At 68.2% G+C, this 16793-nt stretch carries 20 protein-coding genes and 1 tRNA gene; 10 read left to right on the top strand and 11 right to left on the bottom strand.

The window, feature by feature from the left end:
- Nucleotides 1-4: 4 nt before the first annotated feature.
- The 5 genes from AC1DW4_RS05785 to AC1DW4_RS05765 all read right to left on the bottom strand — a co-directional run bounded on the left by AC1DW4_RS05785 (nt 5) and on the right by AC1DW4_RS05765 (nt 4364).
- The gene (locus tag AC1DW4_RS05785; RefSeq protein ID WP_477016300.1) at nt 5-334 is read right to left on the bottom strand and encodes a YbaB/EbfC family nucleoid-associated protein; all 330 of its coding nucleotides are present in this window, start codon (nt 332-334) and stop codon (nt 5-7) included.
- A gap of 32 nt (nt 335-366) precedes the next feature.
- Nucleotides 367-2193 carry a DNA polymerase III subunit gamma/tau gene (locus tag AC1DW4_RS05780; protein ID WP_477016299.1) on the bottom strand — a complete coding sequence of 609 codons (1827 nt, stop codon included), beginning with the start codon at nt 2191-2193 and terminating at the stop codon, nt 367-369.
- Between the two features lie 38 nt (nt 2194-2231).
- Nucleotides 2232-2513: a hypothetical protein gene (locus tag AC1DW4_RS05775; protein WP_477016298.1), complete on the bottom strand. Its 282-nt coding sequence runs from the start codon at nt 2511-2513 to the stop codon at nt 2232-2234.
- Between the two features lie 81 nt (nt 2514-2594).
- On the bottom strand, nt 2595-3002 hold the full coding sequence (locus tag AC1DW4_RS05770) for a DUF3597 domain-containing protein (protein WP_477016297.1): 408 nt from the start codon (nt 3000-3002) through the stop codon (nt 2595-2597).
- Nucleotides 3003-3062: 60 nt separating this feature from the next.
- The gene (locus tag AC1DW4_RS05765) at nt 3063-4364 is read right to left on the bottom strand and encodes an MFS transporter (RefSeq protein ID WP_477016296.1); all 1302 of its coding nucleotides are present in this window, start codon (nt 4362-4364) and stop codon (nt 3063-3065) included.
- A 122-nt stretch (nt 4365-4486) separates the two neighbouring features.
- Between AC1DW4_RS05765 and AC1DW4_RS05760 the strand changes: the two genes are divergently transcribed.
- Nucleotides 4487-4891, top strand: coding sequence for an SRPBCC family protein (locus AC1DW4_RS05760; RefSeq protein WP_477016295.1), 405 nt, complete (start codon nt 4487-4489; stop codon nt 4889-4891).
- Nucleotides 4892-4896: 5 nt separating this feature from the next.
- On the opposite strand, the gene AC1DW4_RS05755 is transcribed toward AC1DW4_RS05760, so the two are convergent.
- Nucleotides 4897-5250: a hypothetical protein gene (locus AC1DW4_RS05755; protein ID WP_477016294.1), complete on the bottom strand. Its 354-nt coding sequence runs from the start codon at nt 5248-5250 to the stop codon at nt 4897-4899.
- Nucleotides 5251-5345: 95 nt separating this feature from the next.
- On the opposite strand from AC1DW4_RS05755, the gene AC1DW4_RS05750 reads away from it, so the two are divergent.
- On the top strand, nt 5346-6659 hold the full coding sequence (locus AC1DW4_RS05750; RefSeq protein ID WP_477016293.1) for an amidohydrolase: 1314 nt from the start codon (nt 5346-5348) through the stop codon (nt 6657-6659).
- A 2-nt stretch (nt 6660-6661) separates the two neighbouring features.
- Nucleotides 6662-6880, top strand: a complete 219-nt coding sequence (locus AC1DW4_RS05745) for a hypothetical protein (RefSeq protein ID WP_477016292.1) — start codon at nt 6662-6664, stop codon at nt 6878-6880.
- Here AC1DW4_RS05745 and dapE read toward each other — a convergent pair.
- Nucleotides 6877-8061 (bottom strand): succinyl-diaminopimelate desuccinylase, encoded by a 1185-nt coding sequence (gene dapE, locus AC1DW4_RS05740; protein WP_477016291.1) that lies wholly within the window; start codon nt 8059-8061, stop codon nt 6877-6879. The genes AC1DW4_RS05745 and dapE overlap by 4 nt on opposite strands.
- A gap of 48 nt (nt 8062-8109) precedes the next feature.
- On the opposite strand from dapE, the gene AC1DW4_RS05735 reads away from it, so the two are divergent.
- Both AC1DW4_RS05735 and AC1DW4_RS05730 read left to right on the top strand, forming a co-directional pair.
- Nucleotides 8110-8586 (top strand): cupin domain-containing protein, encoded by a 477-nt coding sequence (locus AC1DW4_RS05735; protein WP_477016290.1) that lies wholly within the window; start codon nt 8110-8112, stop codon nt 8584-8586.
- On the top strand, nt 8570-9865 hold the full coding sequence (locus tag AC1DW4_RS05730; protein ID WP_477016289.1) for an MFS transporter: 1296 nt from the start codon (nt 8570-8572) through the stop codon (nt 9863-9865). The genes AC1DW4_RS05735 and AC1DW4_RS05730 overlap by 17 nt, the downstream gene beginning before the upstream one ends.
- A gap of 84 nt (nt 9866-9949) precedes the next feature.
- Here AC1DW4_RS05730 and AC1DW4_RS05725 read toward each other — a convergent pair whose 3' ends face one another.
- Nucleotides 9950-10972: a 2'-deoxycytidine 5'-triphosphate deaminase gene (locus AC1DW4_RS05725; protein ID WP_477016288.1), complete on the bottom strand. Its 1023-nt coding sequence runs from the start codon at nt 10970-10972 to the stop codon at nt 9950-9952.
- A 123-nt stretch (nt 10973-11095) separates the two neighbouring features.
- On the opposite strand from AC1DW4_RS05725, the gene apaG reads away from it, so the two are divergent.
- Nucleotides 11096-11503, top strand: coding sequence for a Co2+/Mg2+ efflux protein ApaG (gene apaG, locus AC1DW4_RS05720; protein WP_477016287.1), 408 nt, complete (start codon nt 11096-11098; stop codon nt 11501-11503).
- 283 nt (nt 11504-11786) lie between these two features.
- Here the strand turns inward: apaG and gcrA are convergent, their stop codons facing one another.
- Both gcrA and AC1DW4_RS05710 read right to left on the bottom strand, forming a co-directional pair.
- A complete protein-coding gene (gene gcrA, locus AC1DW4_RS05715) occupies nt 11787-12305 on the bottom strand; it encodes a cell cycle sigma 70 cofactor GcrA (RefSeq protein WP_477016286.1) in 519 nt (172 codons plus the stop codon).
- A gap of 270 nt (nt 12306-12575) precedes the next feature.
- Nucleotides 12576-13802 (bottom strand): PQQ-dependent sugar dehydrogenase, encoded by a 1227-nt coding sequence (locus AC1DW4_RS05710; protein ID WP_477016285.1) that lies wholly within the window; start codon nt 13800-13802, stop codon nt 12576-12578.
- 192 nt (nt 13803-13994) lie between these two features.
- On the opposite strand from AC1DW4_RS05710, the gene AC1DW4_RS05705 reads away from it, so the two are divergent.
- Together AC1DW4_RS05705 and AC1DW4_RS05700 are read left to right on the top strand one after the other, a co-directional pair.
- Nucleotides 13995-14071: transfer RNA gene (locus AC1DW4_RS05705), tRNA-Met, on the top strand.
- A 72-nt stretch (nt 14072-14143) separates the two neighbouring features.
- On the top strand, nt 14144-14491 hold the full coding sequence (locus AC1DW4_RS05700) for a hypothetical protein (RefSeq protein ID WP_477016284.1): 348 nt from the start codon (nt 14144-14146) through the stop codon (nt 14489-14491).
- Here AC1DW4_RS05700 and AC1DW4_RS05695 read toward each other — a convergent pair.
- Nucleotides 14488-15111, bottom strand: a complete 624-nt coding sequence (locus AC1DW4_RS05695) for a TlpA family protein disulfide reductase (RefSeq protein ID WP_477016283.1) — start codon at nt 15109-15111, stop codon at nt 14488-14490. The genes AC1DW4_RS05700 and AC1DW4_RS05695 overlap by 4 nt on opposite strands.
- Here AC1DW4_RS05695 and argH point away from each other — a divergent pair.
- Together argH and AC1DW4_RS05685 are read left to right on the top strand one after the other, a co-directional pair.
- Nucleotides 15110-16543, top strand: coding sequence for an argininosuccinate lyase (gene argH / locus AC1DW4_RS05690; protein WP_477016282.1), 1434 nt, complete (start codon nt 15110-15112; stop codon nt 16541-16543). The genes AC1DW4_RS05695 and argH overlap by 2 nt on opposite strands.
- Complete coding sequence (locus AC1DW4_RS05685) at nt 16540-16779, top strand: hypothetical protein (RefSeq protein ID WP_477016281.1); 240 nt, start codon at nt 16540-16542, stop codon at nt 16777-16779. Before argH ends, AC1DW4_RS05685 begins: the two co-directional genes overlap by 4 nt.
- Nucleotides 16780-16793: the final 14 nt, after the last annotated feature.

Below are 16793 nucleotides of genomic sequence, written 5' to 3'. Positions count from 1 at the left end.
GTCGTCAGAACAGCTTGGGCATGCCGGGAATGTTCATGCCCGCCATCGGCCCGGCCGCCTCGCGCATCAGTTCGGCATTGACCGCGTCCAGCTTGCGCTTGGCGTCGGCATGGGCGGCGACGATCAGGTCGGCCAGGATCTCGGTCTCGCCCGGCACCATCAGGCTGTCGTCGATCTTTACCGAGGTGACCTCGCCCGCCCCCTTCAGAGCCAAGGCCACCATGCCGCCGCCCGAAGTGCCCTCGGCGGTCGTTTCAGCCATCTTCGCCTGGGCGTCCTGCAGTTTCTGCTGCATCGCCTGGGCCTGCTGCATCAGTTCGTTGAGATCTTTCATGGGCTCTAGATAGGGCCTTTCACGCGCAAGTTTTAGTCCTGATCGTCCTCGACCTCGTCCGGGATGGACGGCATCTCGACGGCCGGGGCCAGGGTCTTGATCTCGCCGACGACGGTGCCGGGGAAGGCGGCCATCACCGCCTGGACGAAGGGGTCGGCCTCGACCTCGGCGCGCAGGGCGACGGTGGCCTTCTTTTCCTGTTCGATCAGGGTCTCGCCGCCGCCCTGGCCGTTGGCGACGACAAACCACTGTCGGCCGGTCCATTCTTTCAGCCGCGACGACAGGCGGGTGGCCAGGTTGGCGGGCGCGCCGTCGACGGGTTCGAACGTCAAGGCTCCCGGCTTGAACGATACGGGACGGACGTAGCGCTGCACGTCCATCTGCAGCGCGATCTCGCGCTTCTCGCCGATCAGGGCCACGACGGCCTCGAAGGTCTGTGGATCGGGCAGGCTGGGCTGGGCCAGGGGGCGCGGGGCCAGCTGGGCCGAGGCCCCGCCGCCCCCGCCGCCGCGTGGGCCGCCCGCGCTTGTGCCGCCGCCCATCGGTTCGCCAGACTGCAGCCGCTTCAGCGCCTCCTCCGGCCCCGGCAGGTCAGCGGCATAGGCCAGGCGCACGATGGCCATCTCGACCGCGTCCGCGGGACTGGGGGCTCGCCGCACCTCGTCCAGCGCCTTCAGCAGCATGGACCAGGTCCGCGACAGGGTGCCGGCCGAGACCTGCGACCCCATGGCGGCCAGCCGCTGGGCCTGATCGTTGGGCAGGCGGGTGGCGTTGGGGCCCAGCATCTTGGCGACCGAGGCCGCATGGCAGTGTTCCAAGAGGTCGTTGGTCACCTGAACCGGGTCGGCCCCGAAGCCGTACAGGGTGCGAAACGTCTCCAGCGCCTCGGGCGTGCGGCCGGCCATGATCTGTTCGAACAGGGCGATGGTCTGGCTGCGGTCGGCCAGGCCCAGCATGTCGCGGACCGTGTCGGTGGCGACCGGCTCGCCGCGTTCGCCCTGGACCAGGGCCTGATCCAGCAGCGACAGCCCATCACGGACCGACCCCTCTGCGGCGCGGGCGATCAGAGCCAGGGCGTCGTCCTCGACCTTCATGCCTTCCTTGGTGGCGATCCGCCCGAGGTGTTCGACCAGGATTTCCGGCTCGACGCGGCGCAGGTCGAATCGCTGGCATCGGGACAGGATCGTCACCGGCACCTTGCGGATCTCGGTGGTGGCGAAGATGAACTTGGCGTGGGGTGGAGGCTCCTCCAGCGTCTTCAGCAGGGCGTTGAAGGCCTGGTTGGACAGCATGTGCACTTCGTCGAGCACATAGACCTTGTAGCGGGCCTCGACCGGCGCATAGCGGACGCTCTCCAGGATATCGCGGATGTCGTTGACGCCCGTGTGCGAGGCCGCGTCCATCTCCATGACGTCCATGTGCTGGCCGGCCATGATCGCCGCGTCGTGGCGGCCGAAGGCGGTCAACTCCAGCGAGGGCCGGTCGATGACGTCGGTCTCGTTGTTCAGGGCACGGGCCAGCAGACGGGCCGTGGTGGTCTTGCCGACGCCCCGGACGCCCGTGAGCATGAAGGCGTGGGCGATTCGGCCGGTGGCGAAGGCGTTGGTCAGGGTCCGGACCATCGCCTCCTGCCCGATCAGGTCCTCGAAGGTCCGGGGCCGGTGTTTGCGGGCGAGGACGGTATAGGCCTCGCCGCCGTTCGATGGCGCGGCGTCGCCTGGCGGTGCCGGCGCGGAGAGCTCGGCCACCGGCGCAGGAGCAGGCGCGCCGAACATGTCGTCAGTGTTCTCGTCGCGCTCGGGCGCGGCATCGTCCTCCGCCCAGGGCGGATCGCCGGAATCAAGGTCGACGTCGGTCATTGAAGACCCATAGCGCGAGCCAGCGCGATCGTGAACGCTCAGGCGCTGCCCAACGCCATTTTGCCGTCGAGGGCGACCGATCCATGGATCAGAGCCTGCGGATCCTCGTCGCCATGGACGAAGTTTCGAACGACTTCCAGTTCGTCACGTATGTGAGACCAGGACTGGGCATTCATTCGCGCGATTTCGTCGCCCTGGGCCTCTGCCATCCTGAAAATGTTATCGAGTTGGTTCACGAACGTTGGATCCTTGATCGTCAACAAGGCAACCACTGCTTTGAGCAAATGGTCGTTGGCCTCGATGCGTTCGTCATGGGTCATGAGTTGAGCGTTCCATAGTGGTTCCCTTCAAAAGGCAATGAGAGGCAACCGGATTAACTTCGTTAAGGTTCCGCTCAGTGATCAGGGCGTCAGATCGCCGGGAATCTGCCCGCCGTTGTCGACGATCTTCTGCATAACCTGTTTGTGCAGCCAGATGTTCATCGTCGCGCTGTCGGATTTGTCGCCCGTATAGCCCAGCTCATCGGCCAGCTGCTTGCGCTCGGCCAGCGAGCTTTCCATGCCGCACAGCTTCATCAGATCGACGATGGAGGTGCGCCAGTTCAGCGTCTGGTCCCGCTGCTCGTTCATGAAATCGAGGATGCCTGCGACATCCACAGGCGGCGCGGGCTGCGGCGCGGTCGCGGCGGCGGCGGTCACCTGGGGCTGGACCGGTGTCGAGGTCGGCGCGGGCTGGCCGGGTGCCGACGGGGCCTTGGGCTCATCCTTGCGATGAAAAATCTTGCCGAGAATGTTGCCGAGGATGCTCATGGTCGTGCTCCGGTGGGTCCAGCCACAGGAGCGGTCAGGAACGGTGGAGGTTCCCGGCGCTCAGCTGTTGCCTTCGGGTCCGGGCTGGGAGGCGGGGGCCATTTCCGGGGCCGGCGTCTCGTCATCGGGGCGTTCCGAAAGGGCCTTCAGGGCCGGGCTCATCCAGGCGACCGCCACGGCTCCGGCCAGCAGCAGCGCGTTGCCGGCGAAGGGCGCGAACTCCTTCCATTCGTACAGGGCGACCCCCACCACGGGCGGTCCCAGGAAGCTGAGACCCGCCAGCGACATCATCAGGCCCGCCACCGCGCCCTGTTCGTGGGCGCCCACCGCCAGTGACGAGCCGGCGGTGAATCCCGGCCGGGCGAACCCGACCCCCATCGACACGACGGCATAGCCCACGACCACACCGAAATAGCCCGGCGAGGCGATGCTCAGGACATTGCCCACCAGCGCCAGCGCCGCACCCCAGCGCATCAGTTCGGGCGGGCGCAGCTTCAGCAGCGGGATCAGGCCCCACTGGACCATCAGGGTCGCCAGAGCACCAGCGAACATGGCCAGGCCGATGAACGGCTGGGCCGCGCGCGCATCGAGGCCTGTCGTCGCCATCTCGTCGATGATGTGGAAGCCGAGGACCGAGATGTTGACCGCCTGAGCCCCGGTGACCAGCAGGCCGAACAGCAGGAAGTCGCGCACCCTCCGATCGCGCCACAGTCCTTTGCCGGCGTCGCCCGCGCCTCTCTGGCCGCTGGGCGACGGGATGCGGATCACCTCGCCCGATGGCAGGAACCGCATGACGATGACCAGGACGATCAGGCCGAACAGGGCGAAGACATACATCGGCCCCGCCAGCCCCACGAGGGGCAGGATGAAGAAGGGCGACAGAACCGGCCCGATCACCGTGCCCAGCCCCTGCGCCGAGGCCAGCAAAGACATGGCCTGGGTCCGCTCCGCCGGTTTGGTCCGATCCGCCACATAGGCCTGCGACGCGATCGGCGCGGCCGAGCCGAACACGCCATAGACCGTGCGCGCCGTCGCCATCAGGGCGAAGGCGATGACCGGGCCCAGCCATCCCTCTATGCCGGACGTGGCGGCCAGACCGAACCCGATCATCGACACCACGAACCCGGTCATGCCGATGACGATGACCCGCTTGCGTCCCAGCGTGTCCGACAACCGCGCCCAGAACGGGGAGGTGAAGGTCCACATCAGCGCCGAGATGGCGAAGGCCCCCGCGACCAGGGTGTCGGCGAGGTGGAACTGTCGCCCGATGGCGGGCAGCACCGACTGCAGCCCCATGTTCCCCGCCGCCGCGATCAGGCTGACGATGAACAGGATCATGAAGGCGGGGGATCTGGGCGACATCGGTTCGGCATAGCGCCGACCCGGCTCCAGGTCACGTCGGACGGGCGATCCGGTCCGAAAGCCGCGAGACTCACAAAGCTCGGCGATACAAGCTGGGGTGCACAGGAAACGTGAGTGACGAGATGGCCACTATCCACATCGAGCGAACCATTCACGCCTCGGCGGACACAGTCTGGGACGCGCTGAGGGACTTTGGTGCCCTGCATACGAAAACGGCACCGGGATTCATCCTGGACACGGTCGTGGAGGGCGATGTTCGGACCGTGACGTTCGACGGCGGCCTTGTCCTGCGCGAACGGCTGATCGCCATCGATGATGAGCACCGTCGGATCGTCTACAGCATCCTGGCCGACACGTTCGAACACCACAGCGCGTCAAACGCCGTCGTGCCGGAGGGTGAAGACCGCTGCCGCTTCATCTGGGTCGTGGACTTCCTGCCGGACGGACCTGGGGAGCGCATAACCGCCATGATGAATGCCGGGATCGACGCCATCAAAGCCTCGATGGAACGGGATCGGGCGGCCTGATCGCGTCAGTCTTCGCCGACCACCGTCAGGGTCGGCTTGAGGCGTCGCCCATCGTCCAGACCCAGCCGCGCCTTGACCTCGAACAGGTCGGCACCGGCCGGCACGATCAGCAGGGCCTTGGGGTTGGCGGCATTGACGGCGATGACCGCATTTTTCGGACAGACATCGAAACATCCGGTCGTGATCACGGCGAGCTCGGCCTTCCGGCCCTTGCCGTCGCCCGGCAACAGATACTTTTTCAGCGCCTTCTTGAGGGTCTTGTCGCCGTCAGGGCCGAAGCCGCCGTCGAGCTTCTTCTGGCACTTCTTGCAGACCAGGACGACGTCGCGCCATTTCGTCTTTGCGGTCTTGATCGCCATGGCCGCACCATCGGGCCGCGCCCTGTGCGACGCAAGTCGCTTGCGTCATTGCGACGCCTGACCCCATCATCGACTGACCCTTTCGGAGACCGCCGATGTTTCGCCCCGCCCTGATCGCCGCCGCCCTGACGCTGGCGGCCTCGCCGGTCCTTGCGCAATCCGCACCGGTCAGCGCTGGGGAGGTCGCGACGGCGGCCGAGGCGGTGAGCGCAGAGGTCGTCGCCTGGCGGCGGGACCTGCACCAGCATCCCGAACTGGGTCTGGCCGAGACCCGCACCGCCGCCTTCGTCGCCGAACACCTTCGCGCCATGGGTATCGAGGTGCGCGAGGGCGTGGGGCGGACCGGGGTCGTCGGCGTGCTGCGCGGGACCGGGACCGGGCCGCAGCATGTGGTGGCCCTGCGCGCCGACATGGACGCCCTGCCGGTGCTGGAGGCGACGGGCCTGGCCTTCGCCTCGACCGCGACCGGCACCTATCAGGGCGAGACCGTGCCCGTGGCCCATGCCTGCGGTCACGACGCCCACGTCGCCATGCTGCTGGGGGCCGCCGAGGTGCTCAGCGGCATGCGGGATCGATTCAGCGGCACCGTCGTCTTCGTGTTCCAGCCCGCCGAGGAGGGCGTGCCACCGGGCGAGCCCATGGGCGGCGCCAAGCTGATGATCGCGGCGGGCGCGCTGAAGGATCCGAAGGTCGAGGCCATCTTCGGCCTGCACGTCGTGCCGGGCGTGCCGGGCACGATCTTCTATCGGCCGCAGGGCTTCATGGCGGCGTCGGATCGGGTCGACATCGTCTTGCATGGCCGCCAGACGCACGGGGCCTGGCCCTGGCGCGGCGTGGACGTGATCGCGGCGACCGCGAACGTGATCCAGACCATCAACACGCTGACCGCCCGCACCGTCGATCCCACGACCACACCGACCGTGTTCACGATCGCCACCCTGGATGCGGGCGTGCGCTACAACATCATTCCCGATTCAGCGACGATGGCGGGGACGCTGCGCACCTTCGACATCGCTCAGAGGGACGCCCTGGTCGCCCGGGCCGAGGCCGCCGTCGATCATGTGGCCGAGGCCTATGGCGCGACGGCCGATTTCTCGGTGCGTCAGAACGCGGCCCTGGTGTTCAACGACCCGTCCCTGTCGGCCTGGCTGGCCCCGGTGCTGACCGAGGCGGCCGGCGAGGGCAAGGTCAATCCGGCCGCGCCCCCAACGACGGTCGCGGAGGACTTCTCGTATTTCCAGGGCGAGGTGCCAGGCGTTTTCTATCACCTCGGGGCCACACCCGACGGTGTCGATCCGGCCACGGCCGCCCCGAACCATTCGCCCCAGTTCGACGTCAACGAGGCGGTCCTGCCGGTCGGTGTTCGCGCCCACGTTCTGAGCGCGCTGCGCTTCCTGGAGCGGCCCTGACCATGGCCGACCGCGAACTGGATCGGTTCAAGGCCACGCGCGCCACGGCGATTCACCGCCTCGACCTGATCGCGAGAGGCGCACAGATCACCTACGAGGACGGCACGCCGATCGACATGGCCTCGGAGAAGGTTCGGCTGGAACAGGTGGTCGCCGACATGGATCGCCGCATCGCCCGGGCAGAAATGATGGCCGCCCCACCGACGGGGTTGCCGAACTAGGCGACCTGGACCGTCTCGATCACCCGGCGATAGGCGGCGGTCAGGGCCACGAGCTCGGCGACCGGGACCCGCTCGTCAACCTGATGCATGGTCTGGCCGACCAGACCCAGTTCCAGCACCGGGCACATCGCGCGGATGAAGCGCGCGTCAGACGTTCCGCCCGTCGTCGAGGCCTCGGGCCGGATCCCGGCGGAGGCCTCGACCGCGTCCTGCACCGCCGTCACGAACGGGCCGTGGGGCGTCAAGAAGGCCTCACCCGAACACATGTGTTCCAGCGTGATCTGAAGTCCGGTCTCGGCCTGGACCCGCCCCGCCTCGCGGTTCAGCCAGTCGATCAGGCCATCGCCGGTCTGGGCCGGGTTGAAGCGGATGTTGAGCCGCGCCTTCGCCTCGGCGGGGATCACGTTCGTGGCCGTGTTGCCGATGTCGATCGTGGTGATCTCGAGATTCGACGGCTGGAAGGCCTCATAACCGTCGTCGAGGACGTGGGCGTCCAACGCCGCCAGCAACCGCACCAGCACCGGCGCCGGGTTGGCGGCGCGGGCCGGATAGGCGACGTGGCCCTGTTTGCCGTGCACCGTGATCCAGCTGTTCAGCGAACCCCGCCGGCCGATCTTGATCATGTCGCCGAGCTGTTGCTGGGACGACGGCTCGCCGACCACGCAGGCGTCTATGACCTCGCCCTCGGCCATCAGGGCCTCGACGACGCGCTTGGTGCCGTGCAGCGCGGGGCCTTCCTCGTCGCCGGTGATCAGGAACGACAGGGACCCAGCGGGTTCGCCCTTCGCAAGGACCTGCGAAACCGCCGCGATCCAGGCGGCGATCCCGCCCTTCATATCGACCGCACCCCGCCCATAGAGCAGCCCGTCCTTCACCTCGGCCTCGAAGGGGCCGGAGGACCAGGCCGTGGCCTCGCCTGTCGGCACGACGTCGGTGTGACCGGCGAAACAGAGGTTGGGCGAAGCGGTGCCCCGTCGGGCATACAGGTTCTCAATCCGGGCATCGGTCGCGGCCCCGGTCGAGCCTTCGAACGCCATCCGCCGACAGGTGAAGCCCAGGTCGATCAGCACCCGCTCCAGCGTGTCCATCGCGCCCGCATCGACCGGGGTCACCGACGGCCGCCGGATCAGCGCCTTCGTCAGTTCGACAGGATCGATCACAGGAGTTGATGCAGTGCCCATGCAGCTATGCTTTAGGGAGATCGCACCGAGCCGGAAAGGGGAGCCGCCATGCCGAAGATCGACATCGATGCCGCACCGACCGGCCACGGCACCAGCTATCCGGACGAACACGCCGGGCCTTGTCTGGCGCGGCGTCGCTGGAGGCTTGGGGACGCCGCGGGTCTGACCCAGTTTGGCGTCAATCTGTTGCGGCTCCCGGCCGGGGCCTGGTCCAGCCAGCGCCACTGGCATGCCAACGAGGACGAGTTCGTGACTGTCCTGTCCGGCGAGGTCGTCCTGGTCGAGGAGGACGGGGAAACGGTGCTGCAGGCCGGGGATTGCGCGGGGTTCAAGGCCGGTGTTCCCAACGGGCATAAAATCGAGAACCGATCGGACGCAGAGGCGCTTCTGCTGGAAGTCGGCACGCGCTCGCCCACGACCGACGCCTGCGACTATCCCGACATCGACATGGTCCTGCCCGCCGGGGCGGACCGCTATCACCACCGAGACGGAACGCCTTACCCCAAACATGACCGACGCACCTGAGGCTCCCGAGCCGATCACCCGGCCGAATGCCAAGGCGGCGCTCGCGGCCCACGGCACCAATCCGTGGGCGATCAACGATTTCCGCCTGATCTGGCTCGGGCGGATCGCGGCGGTGCTCGCCATCCAGATTCAGTCCTCGGCCCTGCTGTGGCAGGTCTACGAGATCGCGCGGCGGGACCATCCGATCGCGGAGGCCAGCCTCTATCTGGGGCTGGTTGGCCTGGCGCAGTTCATCCCCCTGCTGGCCCTGACGCTGCCGGCGGGCGAGATGGCGGACCGTCGGGACCGCAAGCGCACCGTCGTCCTGGCGATCATCGCCGAGGGGACCTGTGCCCTGTCGTTCCTGGCCATGGCGATCCACGGCAGTCCGCCCCTGTGGGGTCTGCTGCTGGTCGCGTTCGGGTTCGGGGCCTCGCGCGCCTTTCTGGCACCGGCCAGCCAGGCCTTCCTGCCCATGGTCGTGGGCCGGGCGGCCCTGCCCCGCGCCATCGCCGCCCAGTCCATCGCCTTCCAGACCGGAGCCATCGCCGGACCGGCTCTGGGAGGCGTCATCGTCGGCCTGTCGGTGCCCCTGGCCTACGGATCGTCGGTGGCCCTGTTCCTGCTGGGCCTCAGTTGTTTCGTGATGATCAAGACCAGCGGCAGACCCGCGCCCGTCACGACCGATGTCGGCCGCTGGCAGTCGGTGAAAGATGGCCTGAAATACGTCTGGGACACCAAGATCGTGCTGGGGGCCATCTCGCTGGACCTGATCGTGGTGCTGTTCGCGGGCGTCGCCCTGCTGACCCCGATCTTCGCGCGCGACATTCTGCATGTCGGACCGGAGGGATTTGGCCTGCTGCGCGCCTCGTTCGGCGGCGGGGCCTTCCTGATGGCGCTGGTACTGGCGCGCTATCCGATCCCCGGCAAGGGCGGCCTGCTGATGTTCGCCTCGGTCGCCGTGTTCGGCCTGTGCACGATCGTCTTCGGCCTGTCGAAGATCGTCTGGATCAGCGCCATCGCCCTGTTCATCGGCGGCATGGCCGACATGGTCAGCGTCAACATCCGCCAGACCCTGATCCAGCTGTCGACGCCCGATCACATGCGCGGGCGGGTGTCGTCGGTGTCGATGCTGTTCATCGGCGCGTCCAACGAGCTGGGCGAGGCCTATTCCGGCCTGATGGTCCGCATTCTGGGGCCGATCGGCGCGGCCGTCTTCGGCGGCATCGGGGCGCTGACCGCGACGGGGCTGTGGGCCAGGCTGTTCCCGGGGCTGCGGAAGGCGGACAAGCTGGTGTGAGCAGCGAGGGGTTAGGGCCTAGGTCTTAGGGCTTGGTGAGACCGGCCTCCTAAGCCCCAAGACCTACTCACTAAGCCCTCGAATTCAGCCCCACGCCCTGAAGTGCTTGCTCAGCTTCAGCCCTTGCCGCTGATAATGACTGCCGCCTTCGCCATACAGCCGGGTCGGGCGTTCGGTCAGGGGCTCGTAGACCAGGCGGGCGACGATCTGGCCGTGTTCCAGCAGGAAGGGCGTGTCGTGGGTGCGGACTTCCAGCACCCCTTTCGAACCCGCGCCGTGCGCCTCGTCGGTGCCGAAGCCGGGGTCGAAGAAGCCGGCATAGTGGACGCGGAACTCGCCGACGCTGGGGTCGATCGGGGTCATCTCGGCGGCCTGCATGACCGGGATCTCGACCGCCTCGTTAGAGGCCAGGATGTAGAACTCGCCCGGGTCCAGCAGCAGTTCGCCGCGCCGCAGGGTCAGGGGTTCCCAGAAATCCCGCGGATCATGGCCGTCGATCCGGTCCAGATCGACCACGCCCGCATGGCGACGGCCCCGAAAGCCGACGATGTCGCCGCCCTGCAGATCGACGCCCACGCTGCGGGTTTCCAGCTTGGGCGGCTCGCCGGCCTTCAGCCGCAGCTGGTTCAGACGGGTGCCCGGGCGGACCAGGATGGAAAAGGTCTGAGGCGCGATCTCCAGATACAGCGGCCCCTCATAGCCCTCGTCCACATCGTCGAACGACCCGCCCCGATCGGTCAGCAGGCGCACGAAGACATCGACGCGGCCGGTCGAGGACTTGGGGTTGGCGCGGGCGATCAGGCCCTTGGGCAGGCTGAGGCGTTCCTGAAGCTCGGCGATGTAGACGCAGCCCTTTTCCAGCACATAGCCGCCGGTCAGGTCGATCGAATGCATCGACACGTCGGCGATCCGGTCCGCGACCAATCGTTGGCCGGGCAGGAAGGACGCCCGCACCCGCCAGGCGCGCTCTGACAGACGCAGGTCCAGACTGGCCGGCTGCACCTGATCGGCGTCGAACGGCGTGGCGGATGAGATCGCGCCCGTGGCGATCAGGGTCTCGATGGACTGGCAGGGCAGGATGCCCGGCGTGGAGGATTCGAAAGTCATGGACCCTGCCATACTTGATCCCTTCGGGGGCGACCACCTGCCAGTAAGGCGCTGCGCTCGCGACGCGGTCGCTCGCTGCTTGAGCGCGCTTGAAACGTGGCGGGGGCCGGGCGACCATGGGCCATGCATGACACCCGCCCCTATGAAGCCGAGACCGACGGCGTGATCGTGCGGGTCCGGCCCAGCTATCTGGCCGGACAGTCCGATCCGGAGGAGGGGCGCTGGGTCTGGGCCTATCAGGTCGAGATCGTCAATTCGCGACCCGAGACGGTGCAGCTGATGGCGCGCCGCTGGATCATCACCGATGCGACCGGCCATGTCGAAACCGTGCGCGGCGCGGGCGTGGTGGGCGAGCAGCCGCTGATCGGACCGGGCGACAGCTATTCCTATGCCTCGGGCTGCCCCCTGCCGACGCCGTCGGGATCGATGGAAGGGGCCTATGTGATGACCGACGCGGCCGGGCGTGAATTCGAGGCCGCCATTCCGGCTTTCAGCCTGGATGTGCCGGGCGGCCGTCGGGTGCTGAACTAGGCAAGAGCCCCAAGAGGCTCAAGCAGCGCGGCTCCGCGAGCCGGGCGTTAGCCCCTTGAAAGAGGCTCAAGCAGCGCGGCTCCGCGAGCCGGGCGTTAGCCGCTTGAAAGAGGAGGCGGCGGGGCTGCGTCAACCCGGATAACCGCAGCCCCGCCCCGGTCTCGTGGGCGAGCCCACGAGGCGGATGCGGCCCTCTACAGGGCGTGGATGACGAGAGGGCGACAACGCCGCGATCCGCGCTCAAGCAGCGAGTGACCGCGTCGCGAGCGATAGCGCCCTTCGCTTAGATGTAGCGCCGCAGGCTCCGGGCCAGCTCTTCCTTGCCGCCGCGCTTCATCTGCGGCTGGTAGGCGACGCGGGCGTGCTCCTGGCAGTAGACGCCTTCCGAGGCACGGCGGCCGCAGAAGCTGAACTCGGTCGAGGACGGGTCGCCGATCGGCCATTTGCACATGTGCGCACCCAGGGTCATGACCGTTGCGGTTCCGGGCATTTCAGCGACGGCGGGCAGGCTGGGCGCGGCCACGACGGGGCGCGGCGTGGGTTGCGCCGCCTCGATGCGGCGCGGGGCGGACGGTTGGGCCGGCGGCGTCGTGCGCGTCCGGGCCGGGCGGAAGCTGGTGGCGGTGCGGGCCGGCTGGGACGGGGTCGCGCGTCCCGAAAGGCCCAGGCGGTGCACCTTGCCAATCACGGCGTTGCGGGTCACGCCACCGCCCAGCTGCTTGGCGATCTGGGAGGCCGACTGGCCTTCCAGCCACAGCTTCTTCAGCGCGCCGACGCGATCTTCGGTCCAGCCTGCGGTCATGACACCCTCCGGGTCGAGCGATTCAAGATGTGGCGCCTGAAGCCCCTCCGGGGTCCCCTTGGCCACAACTAATCGTAAACGAGCCCTTAACGGACGCAAGATGTGCGAATCAGTCCGTCCACAGAAACCACATCTTGAATCGGCGTTCGACGAGTGAGGCGGTTGGAGCGCTGGAGTCGAAAAAAGCGACTTCTACTTCTCCAATGGCCAGCCGCCCGCCGCTCGCGGTTTTGGGCTTCTAGCAGGCGGCCACGCCAGTATCGGTCGTGTCTAACGCGCCGAAATGCGGATCAGCTGGCCGTCATCCTCGTCGGTGATGGCCCAGACCGCGCCGTCCGGGGCCACGGCCACGTCGCGGATGCGCTTGCCGAAGTCGGCGATCAGCCGTTCCTCGCCCACCACGCGGTCGCCCTCCAGCACGAGCCGGGTGATCGACTTGCCGCCCAGGCCCGCGATCAGCAGGTTGCCGTCCCAGCCGGGGAACATGGCGCCGGAGTAGAAGGCCTGACCACCCGGCGCGATCACCGGGTCCCAGTAGTAGACCGGCTGCTCCAGCCCCTCGCGCGCGGTGATGCCCGCGTTGATCGGCCCGCCCGCGTATTCGACGCCATAGGCGATGATGGGCCAGCCGTAGTTCTTGCCGGCCTCGGGATGGTTCAGCTCGTCGCCGCCCTTTGTGCCGTGCTCGACGGTCCAGACGCGGCCGGTGCCGGGCTGGACGGCGACGCCCTGGACGTTGCGATGACCCATGGACCAGATCTCGGTCCGCGCTCCGGCCGTATTCACGAACGGATTGTCGGCCGGGACCGAGCCGTCGGCGTTGATGCGGATGACCTTGCCCATGTGCGAGCCAAGGTCCTGGGCCTGGGGCCTCATCGGCGTGTCGGACCGTTCCCCAAGGGTGATGAACAGGTGGCCCTCGGGGTCGAAGGCCAGGGAGGAGCCGAAATGCTTGTCGCCGTCATAGGTAGGCAGGGCCCGGAAGATGACCTGAACATCGCCGACCGATGTGCCGTCGTCCGACACCCGCCCGCGAGCGACCGAGGTGGCGTTGCCGCCCTCCCTCGGCTCCGCGTAGCTCCAGAAGATCGTCCGGTCGGTGGCGAAGGCGGGTGACAGAACGACATCCAGCAGACCGCCCTGACCGACCGCATCGACGGCGGGCAGGCCGGTGATGGGCGCGCCGATGTCACCCTCGGCGGTCACGATCCGCAGGCGTCCGGGACGCTCGGTCACCAGCCAGCGGCCGTCGGGCAGGAGCGCCAGCCCCCAGGGATGAACCAGCCCCGAGGCGACGACGGTGGTGGTCAGGGCTTGCTCCGTGCGGACGCCAGGCGCGCGGGTCTGACCTTCGAAGGCCGGGGTCTGGTTCGCGCCGTTGGCGGGGCGGGTCTCCACCGGGGCGCCGGCGGCAGGAGGCTGGGACTGGCCACTGGCCTGGCAGGCGGCGGCGAGCACGAGAACGGATGTTGAGGCGGCGAGCAGAAGGGGGCGCATGGCGATCTCCGGACCGGGTCGGATGGGATGTTGACTTCGAACGATGCGCGACCTGCACCGTTCCCGTCCAGATGCGACCGCGTCGCACTGTCGCGTCTCCGGCCCGGCGGAATGGCGACTTGAACCGCGCGGGCCTGAACTATATAGGCACGCCTCTCGCGCGGATCGGGCCCCGGTGCGCGCGCTGGACTGGGCTGGGTAGCTCAGATGGTTAGAGCGGTGGATTCATAACCCACAGGTCGGCGGTTCGATCCCGCCTCCAGCCACCAGTCCAGCCCTCCGCAACCGTCCGTGACGGGCGGCGTTTACGGTCAAGGTTCAACCGTTTCCGAGGGCAAGATATGACCATCCGCATTCCATCCATCCCGGCCATGACCGCCATCGCCGCCCTTTCGCTGGGTTCCGCCGCCTGCACCCAGGCCGAGCAAAACCAGACAGAAGCCCAGGCCGACGCCGCCGGCGACAAGGCTGAGGTCGCGACCGCCGAGGCCGGCCAGGAGGTCAAGGAGGGCGCGGCGGCCGCCGGTGAAGTTCTGGAAGCCGGAGCCATGAAGGCGGCCCAGGCCGTCGAAGCGGGAGCGGGAAATGTCGCCGACAGACTAGAAGCCAATCAGGCCGAGGCAGCATCCGAAGGTCGACCGGGCGCCGTCGATCCGACGACGGACAAGCGCGTTCCGGCCTCCAACTAGGCCCCTTCGGCCAGCACGGCACCGATCAGCGCGCGCGCCTGAGGGCTGGACCAGTCGGCTTCGCCCGCGAAGGCGGCGCGGATATGCCCCTGACGGTCCAGCAGGATCGTCTGGGGCATCTTGCCCTTGCCCGGAAACTCGAACGGAAGCTGGAACTTCGGGTCCGAGTAGAACGGCAGCGGGTCGTGGACGTCGATGAAGCTCCTGGCGTCGGCCAGGGCGTCCGCGCCCACATCGACGTTGATCGGAAGGACCACCAGATCGCCGTCGGGATAGGCCGAGGCCAGGGTGGCCAGCGTCGGCATCTCGGTCCGGCACGGCGCGCACCACATGGCCCAGAGATTGACCAGGACGACCTTGCCCCGGAAGTCGGCGAAGTGGGCGTCGGTGCCATCCCGGGTCTTGAAGACGTAGTCGGGCGCGGTTTCCAAGTTGGCGGGTGTGTCGAGCGAAGCCAGCGGACCGACCGCGAACCGGGCCAGTTCGCTCTTTTCGGCCACGACGGGCGCGGACGCTTTGAAAGGACCTGCCTTCATCGCGTATAGGGTGCCGACCGTCCCGCCCACCAGCACGCCCGCGATCGCACCCGCGATCAAAACGACCTTCAACGAGCCGCCCATGCCTCAGTCCCCTGCGCCGACGCCCGATGCGGGCGAAGCGGCCACGCCGCAATCCGGCCAGACCCTATGGGGTGGACGCTTTTCCGCCAAGCCCGCCGACATCATGCAGGCGATCAACGTCTCCATCGGCGTGGACAAGCGCCTGTGGGCGCAGGACCTGGCCGGGTCGCGGGCCCATTGCCGCATGCTGATCGACCAGGGGATCGTGAGGCCTGAGGACGGCGCGGCGATCCTGTCGGGGCTGGACACCATCCGGGCCGAGATCGAGACCGGGACCTTTCCCTTCCGCGACGAATACGAGGATATCCACCTGAACGTGGAGGCCCGCCTGTCCGAACTGATCGGCGAGGCGTCGGGGCGTCTGCATACGGCGCGCAGCCGGAACGACCAGGTCGCGCTGGATTTCCGGCTGTGGGTGCGGGATGCCTGCGACCGGACGGTGGCGCAGCTGACGGCGCTGCAACACGCCCTGCTGGCCCGCGCAGAGCAGCATGCGGGTGACCTGATGCCGGGCTTCACCCATCTGCAGACGGCCCAGCCGGTGACCCTGGGGCATCACCTGATGGCCTATGTCGAGATGTTCGGACGCGACGCCGGGCGGTTCGCCGATGCGCGAGCCCGCATGAACGAGAGCCCGCTGGGGGCCGCCGCCCTGGCCGGGTCGCCGTTTCCGATCGACCGTCATGCGACGGCCGCCGCGCTGGGCTTCGACCGGCCGATGGGCAATTCTCTCGACGCCGTGTCGGACCGCGATTTCGCGCTGGAGACCCTCGCCGCGGCCTCGATCACGGCCGGTCACCTGTCGCGCTTCGCCGAGGAGATCGTGGTCTGGATGACGCCGATGTTCGGGTTCGCCAGCCTGCCCGACGACCTGACGACCGGTTCCTCGATCATGCCGCAAAAGCGCAACCCGGATGCCGCCGAACTGGTCCGCGCCAAGACCGGGCGCATCCTGGGGTCGTTCGTGGCCCTGTCCACCGTGATGAAGGGCCTGCCGCTGGCCTATTCCAAGGACATGCAGGAGGACAAGCCGCCGGTGTTCGAAGCGCTGGACGCGCTGGACCTGGCGCTGACGGCCATGACGGCGATGGTTTCGGCCCTCATTCCCAACACCGCACGCATGGCCGAGGCGGCGGGCTGGGGCTTTTCCACCGCGACGGACCTGGCCGACTGGCTGGTGCGCGAAGCCGATCTGCCGTTCCGCCAGGCGCATCATGTGACGGGCGCGGCGGTCAAGCGGGCGGAGGCGCTGGGCGTGGGTCTGGCGCAACTGCCGCTGAAAGAACTGCAGGCGCTGCATCCCTCGATCACGCAAGAGGTTTACAAGGTGCTGACCCCTGAGGCTTCCTGCGCCAGTCGCCAGAGTTTCGGGGGCACCGCGCCGGAACAGGTCCGCGCGCGCATCGTCGAATGGAAAGCGCGTCTCGCATGAAGAAGTCGATCCTCGCGGGCGCGCTCGCCCTGACCGCGCTGGCCGCCGCCGGTTGCGGCCGGATGGCGGACCTGGAGACCCCCGCTCCGCGCCAGACCGAGCGCGCGCCGCGTGACGCCCGCGCGCCGCACCTGCCCGATCCGGCGACCGTCAACCGCCCATCCAGCCAGATCCCGATCGACGGGGGGCCGACCAATCCCTACGGATCGCCCGCCGCCGCGCGCGACCCCCAGTAACGACCGCCAGGCCG

It is taken from the genome of Brevundimonas sp. P2_A6 (genome assembly GCF_056404975.1).
Note: the sequence above shows the minus strand (reverse complement) of the source record. Positions and strands in the feature narration are given on the sequence as shown.

Coding starts and splice junctions, on each gene's coding strand:
- AC1DW4_RS05785 (WP_477016300.1), bottom strand. CDS start 334: ATGAAAGATCTCAACGAACTGATGCAGCAGGCCCAGGCGATGCAGCAG.
- AC1DW4_RS05780 (WP_477016299.1), bottom strand. CDS start 2,193: ATGACCGACGTCGACCTTGATTCCGGCGATCCGCCCTGGGCGGAGGAC.
- AC1DW4_RS05775 (WP_477016298.1), bottom strand. CDS start 2,513: ATGACCCATGACGAACGCATCGAGGCCAACGACCATTTGCTCAAAGCA.
- AC1DW4_RS05770 (WP_477016297.1), bottom strand. CDS start 3,002: ATGAGCATCCTCGGCAACATTCTCGGCAAGATTTTTCATCGCAAGGAT.
- AC1DW4_RS05765 (WP_477016296.1), bottom strand. CDS start 4,364: ATGTCGCCCAGATCCCCCGCCTTCATGATCCTGTTCATCGTCAGCCTG.
- AC1DW4_RS05760 (WP_477016295.1), top strand. CDS start 4,487: ATGGCCACTATCCACATCGAGCGAACCATTCACGCCTCGGCGGACACA.
- AC1DW4_RS05755 (WP_477016294.1), bottom strand. CDS start 5,250: ATGGCGATCAAGACCGCAAAGACGAAATGGCGCGACGTCGTCCTGGTC.
- AC1DW4_RS05750 (WP_477016293.1), top strand. CDS start 5,346: ATGTTTCGCCCCGCCCTGATCGCCGCCGCCCTGACGCTGGCGGCCTCG.
- AC1DW4_RS05745 (WP_477016292.1), top strand. CDS start 6,662: ATGGCCGACCGCGAACTGGATCGGTTCAAGGCCACGCGCGCCACGGCG.
- dapE (WP_477016291.1), bottom strand. CDS start 8,061: ATGGGCACTGCATCAACTCCTGTGATCGATCCTGTCGAACTGACGAAG.
- AC1DW4_RS05735 (WP_477016290.1), top strand. CDS start 8,110: ATGCCGAAGATCGACATCGATGCCGCACCGACCGGCCACGGCACCAGC.
- AC1DW4_RS05730 (WP_477016289.1), top strand. CDS start 8,570: ATGACCGACGCACCTGAGGCTCCCGAGCCGATCACCCGGCCGAATGCC.
- AC1DW4_RS05725 (WP_477016288.1), bottom strand. CDS start 10,972: ATGACTTTCGAATCCTCCACGCCGGGCATCCTGCCCTGCCAGTCCATC.
- apaG (WP_477016287.1), top strand. CDS start 11,096: ATGCATGACACCCGCCCCTATGAAGCCGAGACCGACGGCGTGATCGTG.
- gcrA (WP_477016286.1), bottom strand. CDS start 12,305: ATGACCGCAGGCTGGACCGAAGATCGCGTCGGCGCGCTGAAGAAGCTG.
- AC1DW4_RS05710 (WP_477016285.1), bottom strand. CDS start 13,802: ATGCGCCCCCTTCTGCTCGCCGCCTCAACATCCGTTCTCGTGCTCGCC.
- AC1DW4_RS05700 (WP_477016284.1), top strand. CDS start 14,144: ATGACCATCCGCATTCCATCCATCCCGGCCATGACCGCCATCGCCGCC.
- argH (WP_477016282.1), top strand. CDS start 15,110: ATGCCTCAGTCCCCTGCGCCGACGCCCGATGCGGGCGAAGCGGCCACG.
- AC1DW4_RS05695 (WP_477016283.1), bottom strand. CDS start 15,111: ATGGGCGGCTCGTTGAAGGTCGTTTTGATCGCGGGTGCGATCGCGGGC.
- AC1DW4_RS05685 (WP_477016281.1), top strand. CDS start 16,540: ATGAAGAAGTCGATCCTCGCGGGCGCGCTCGCCCTGACCGCGCTGGCC.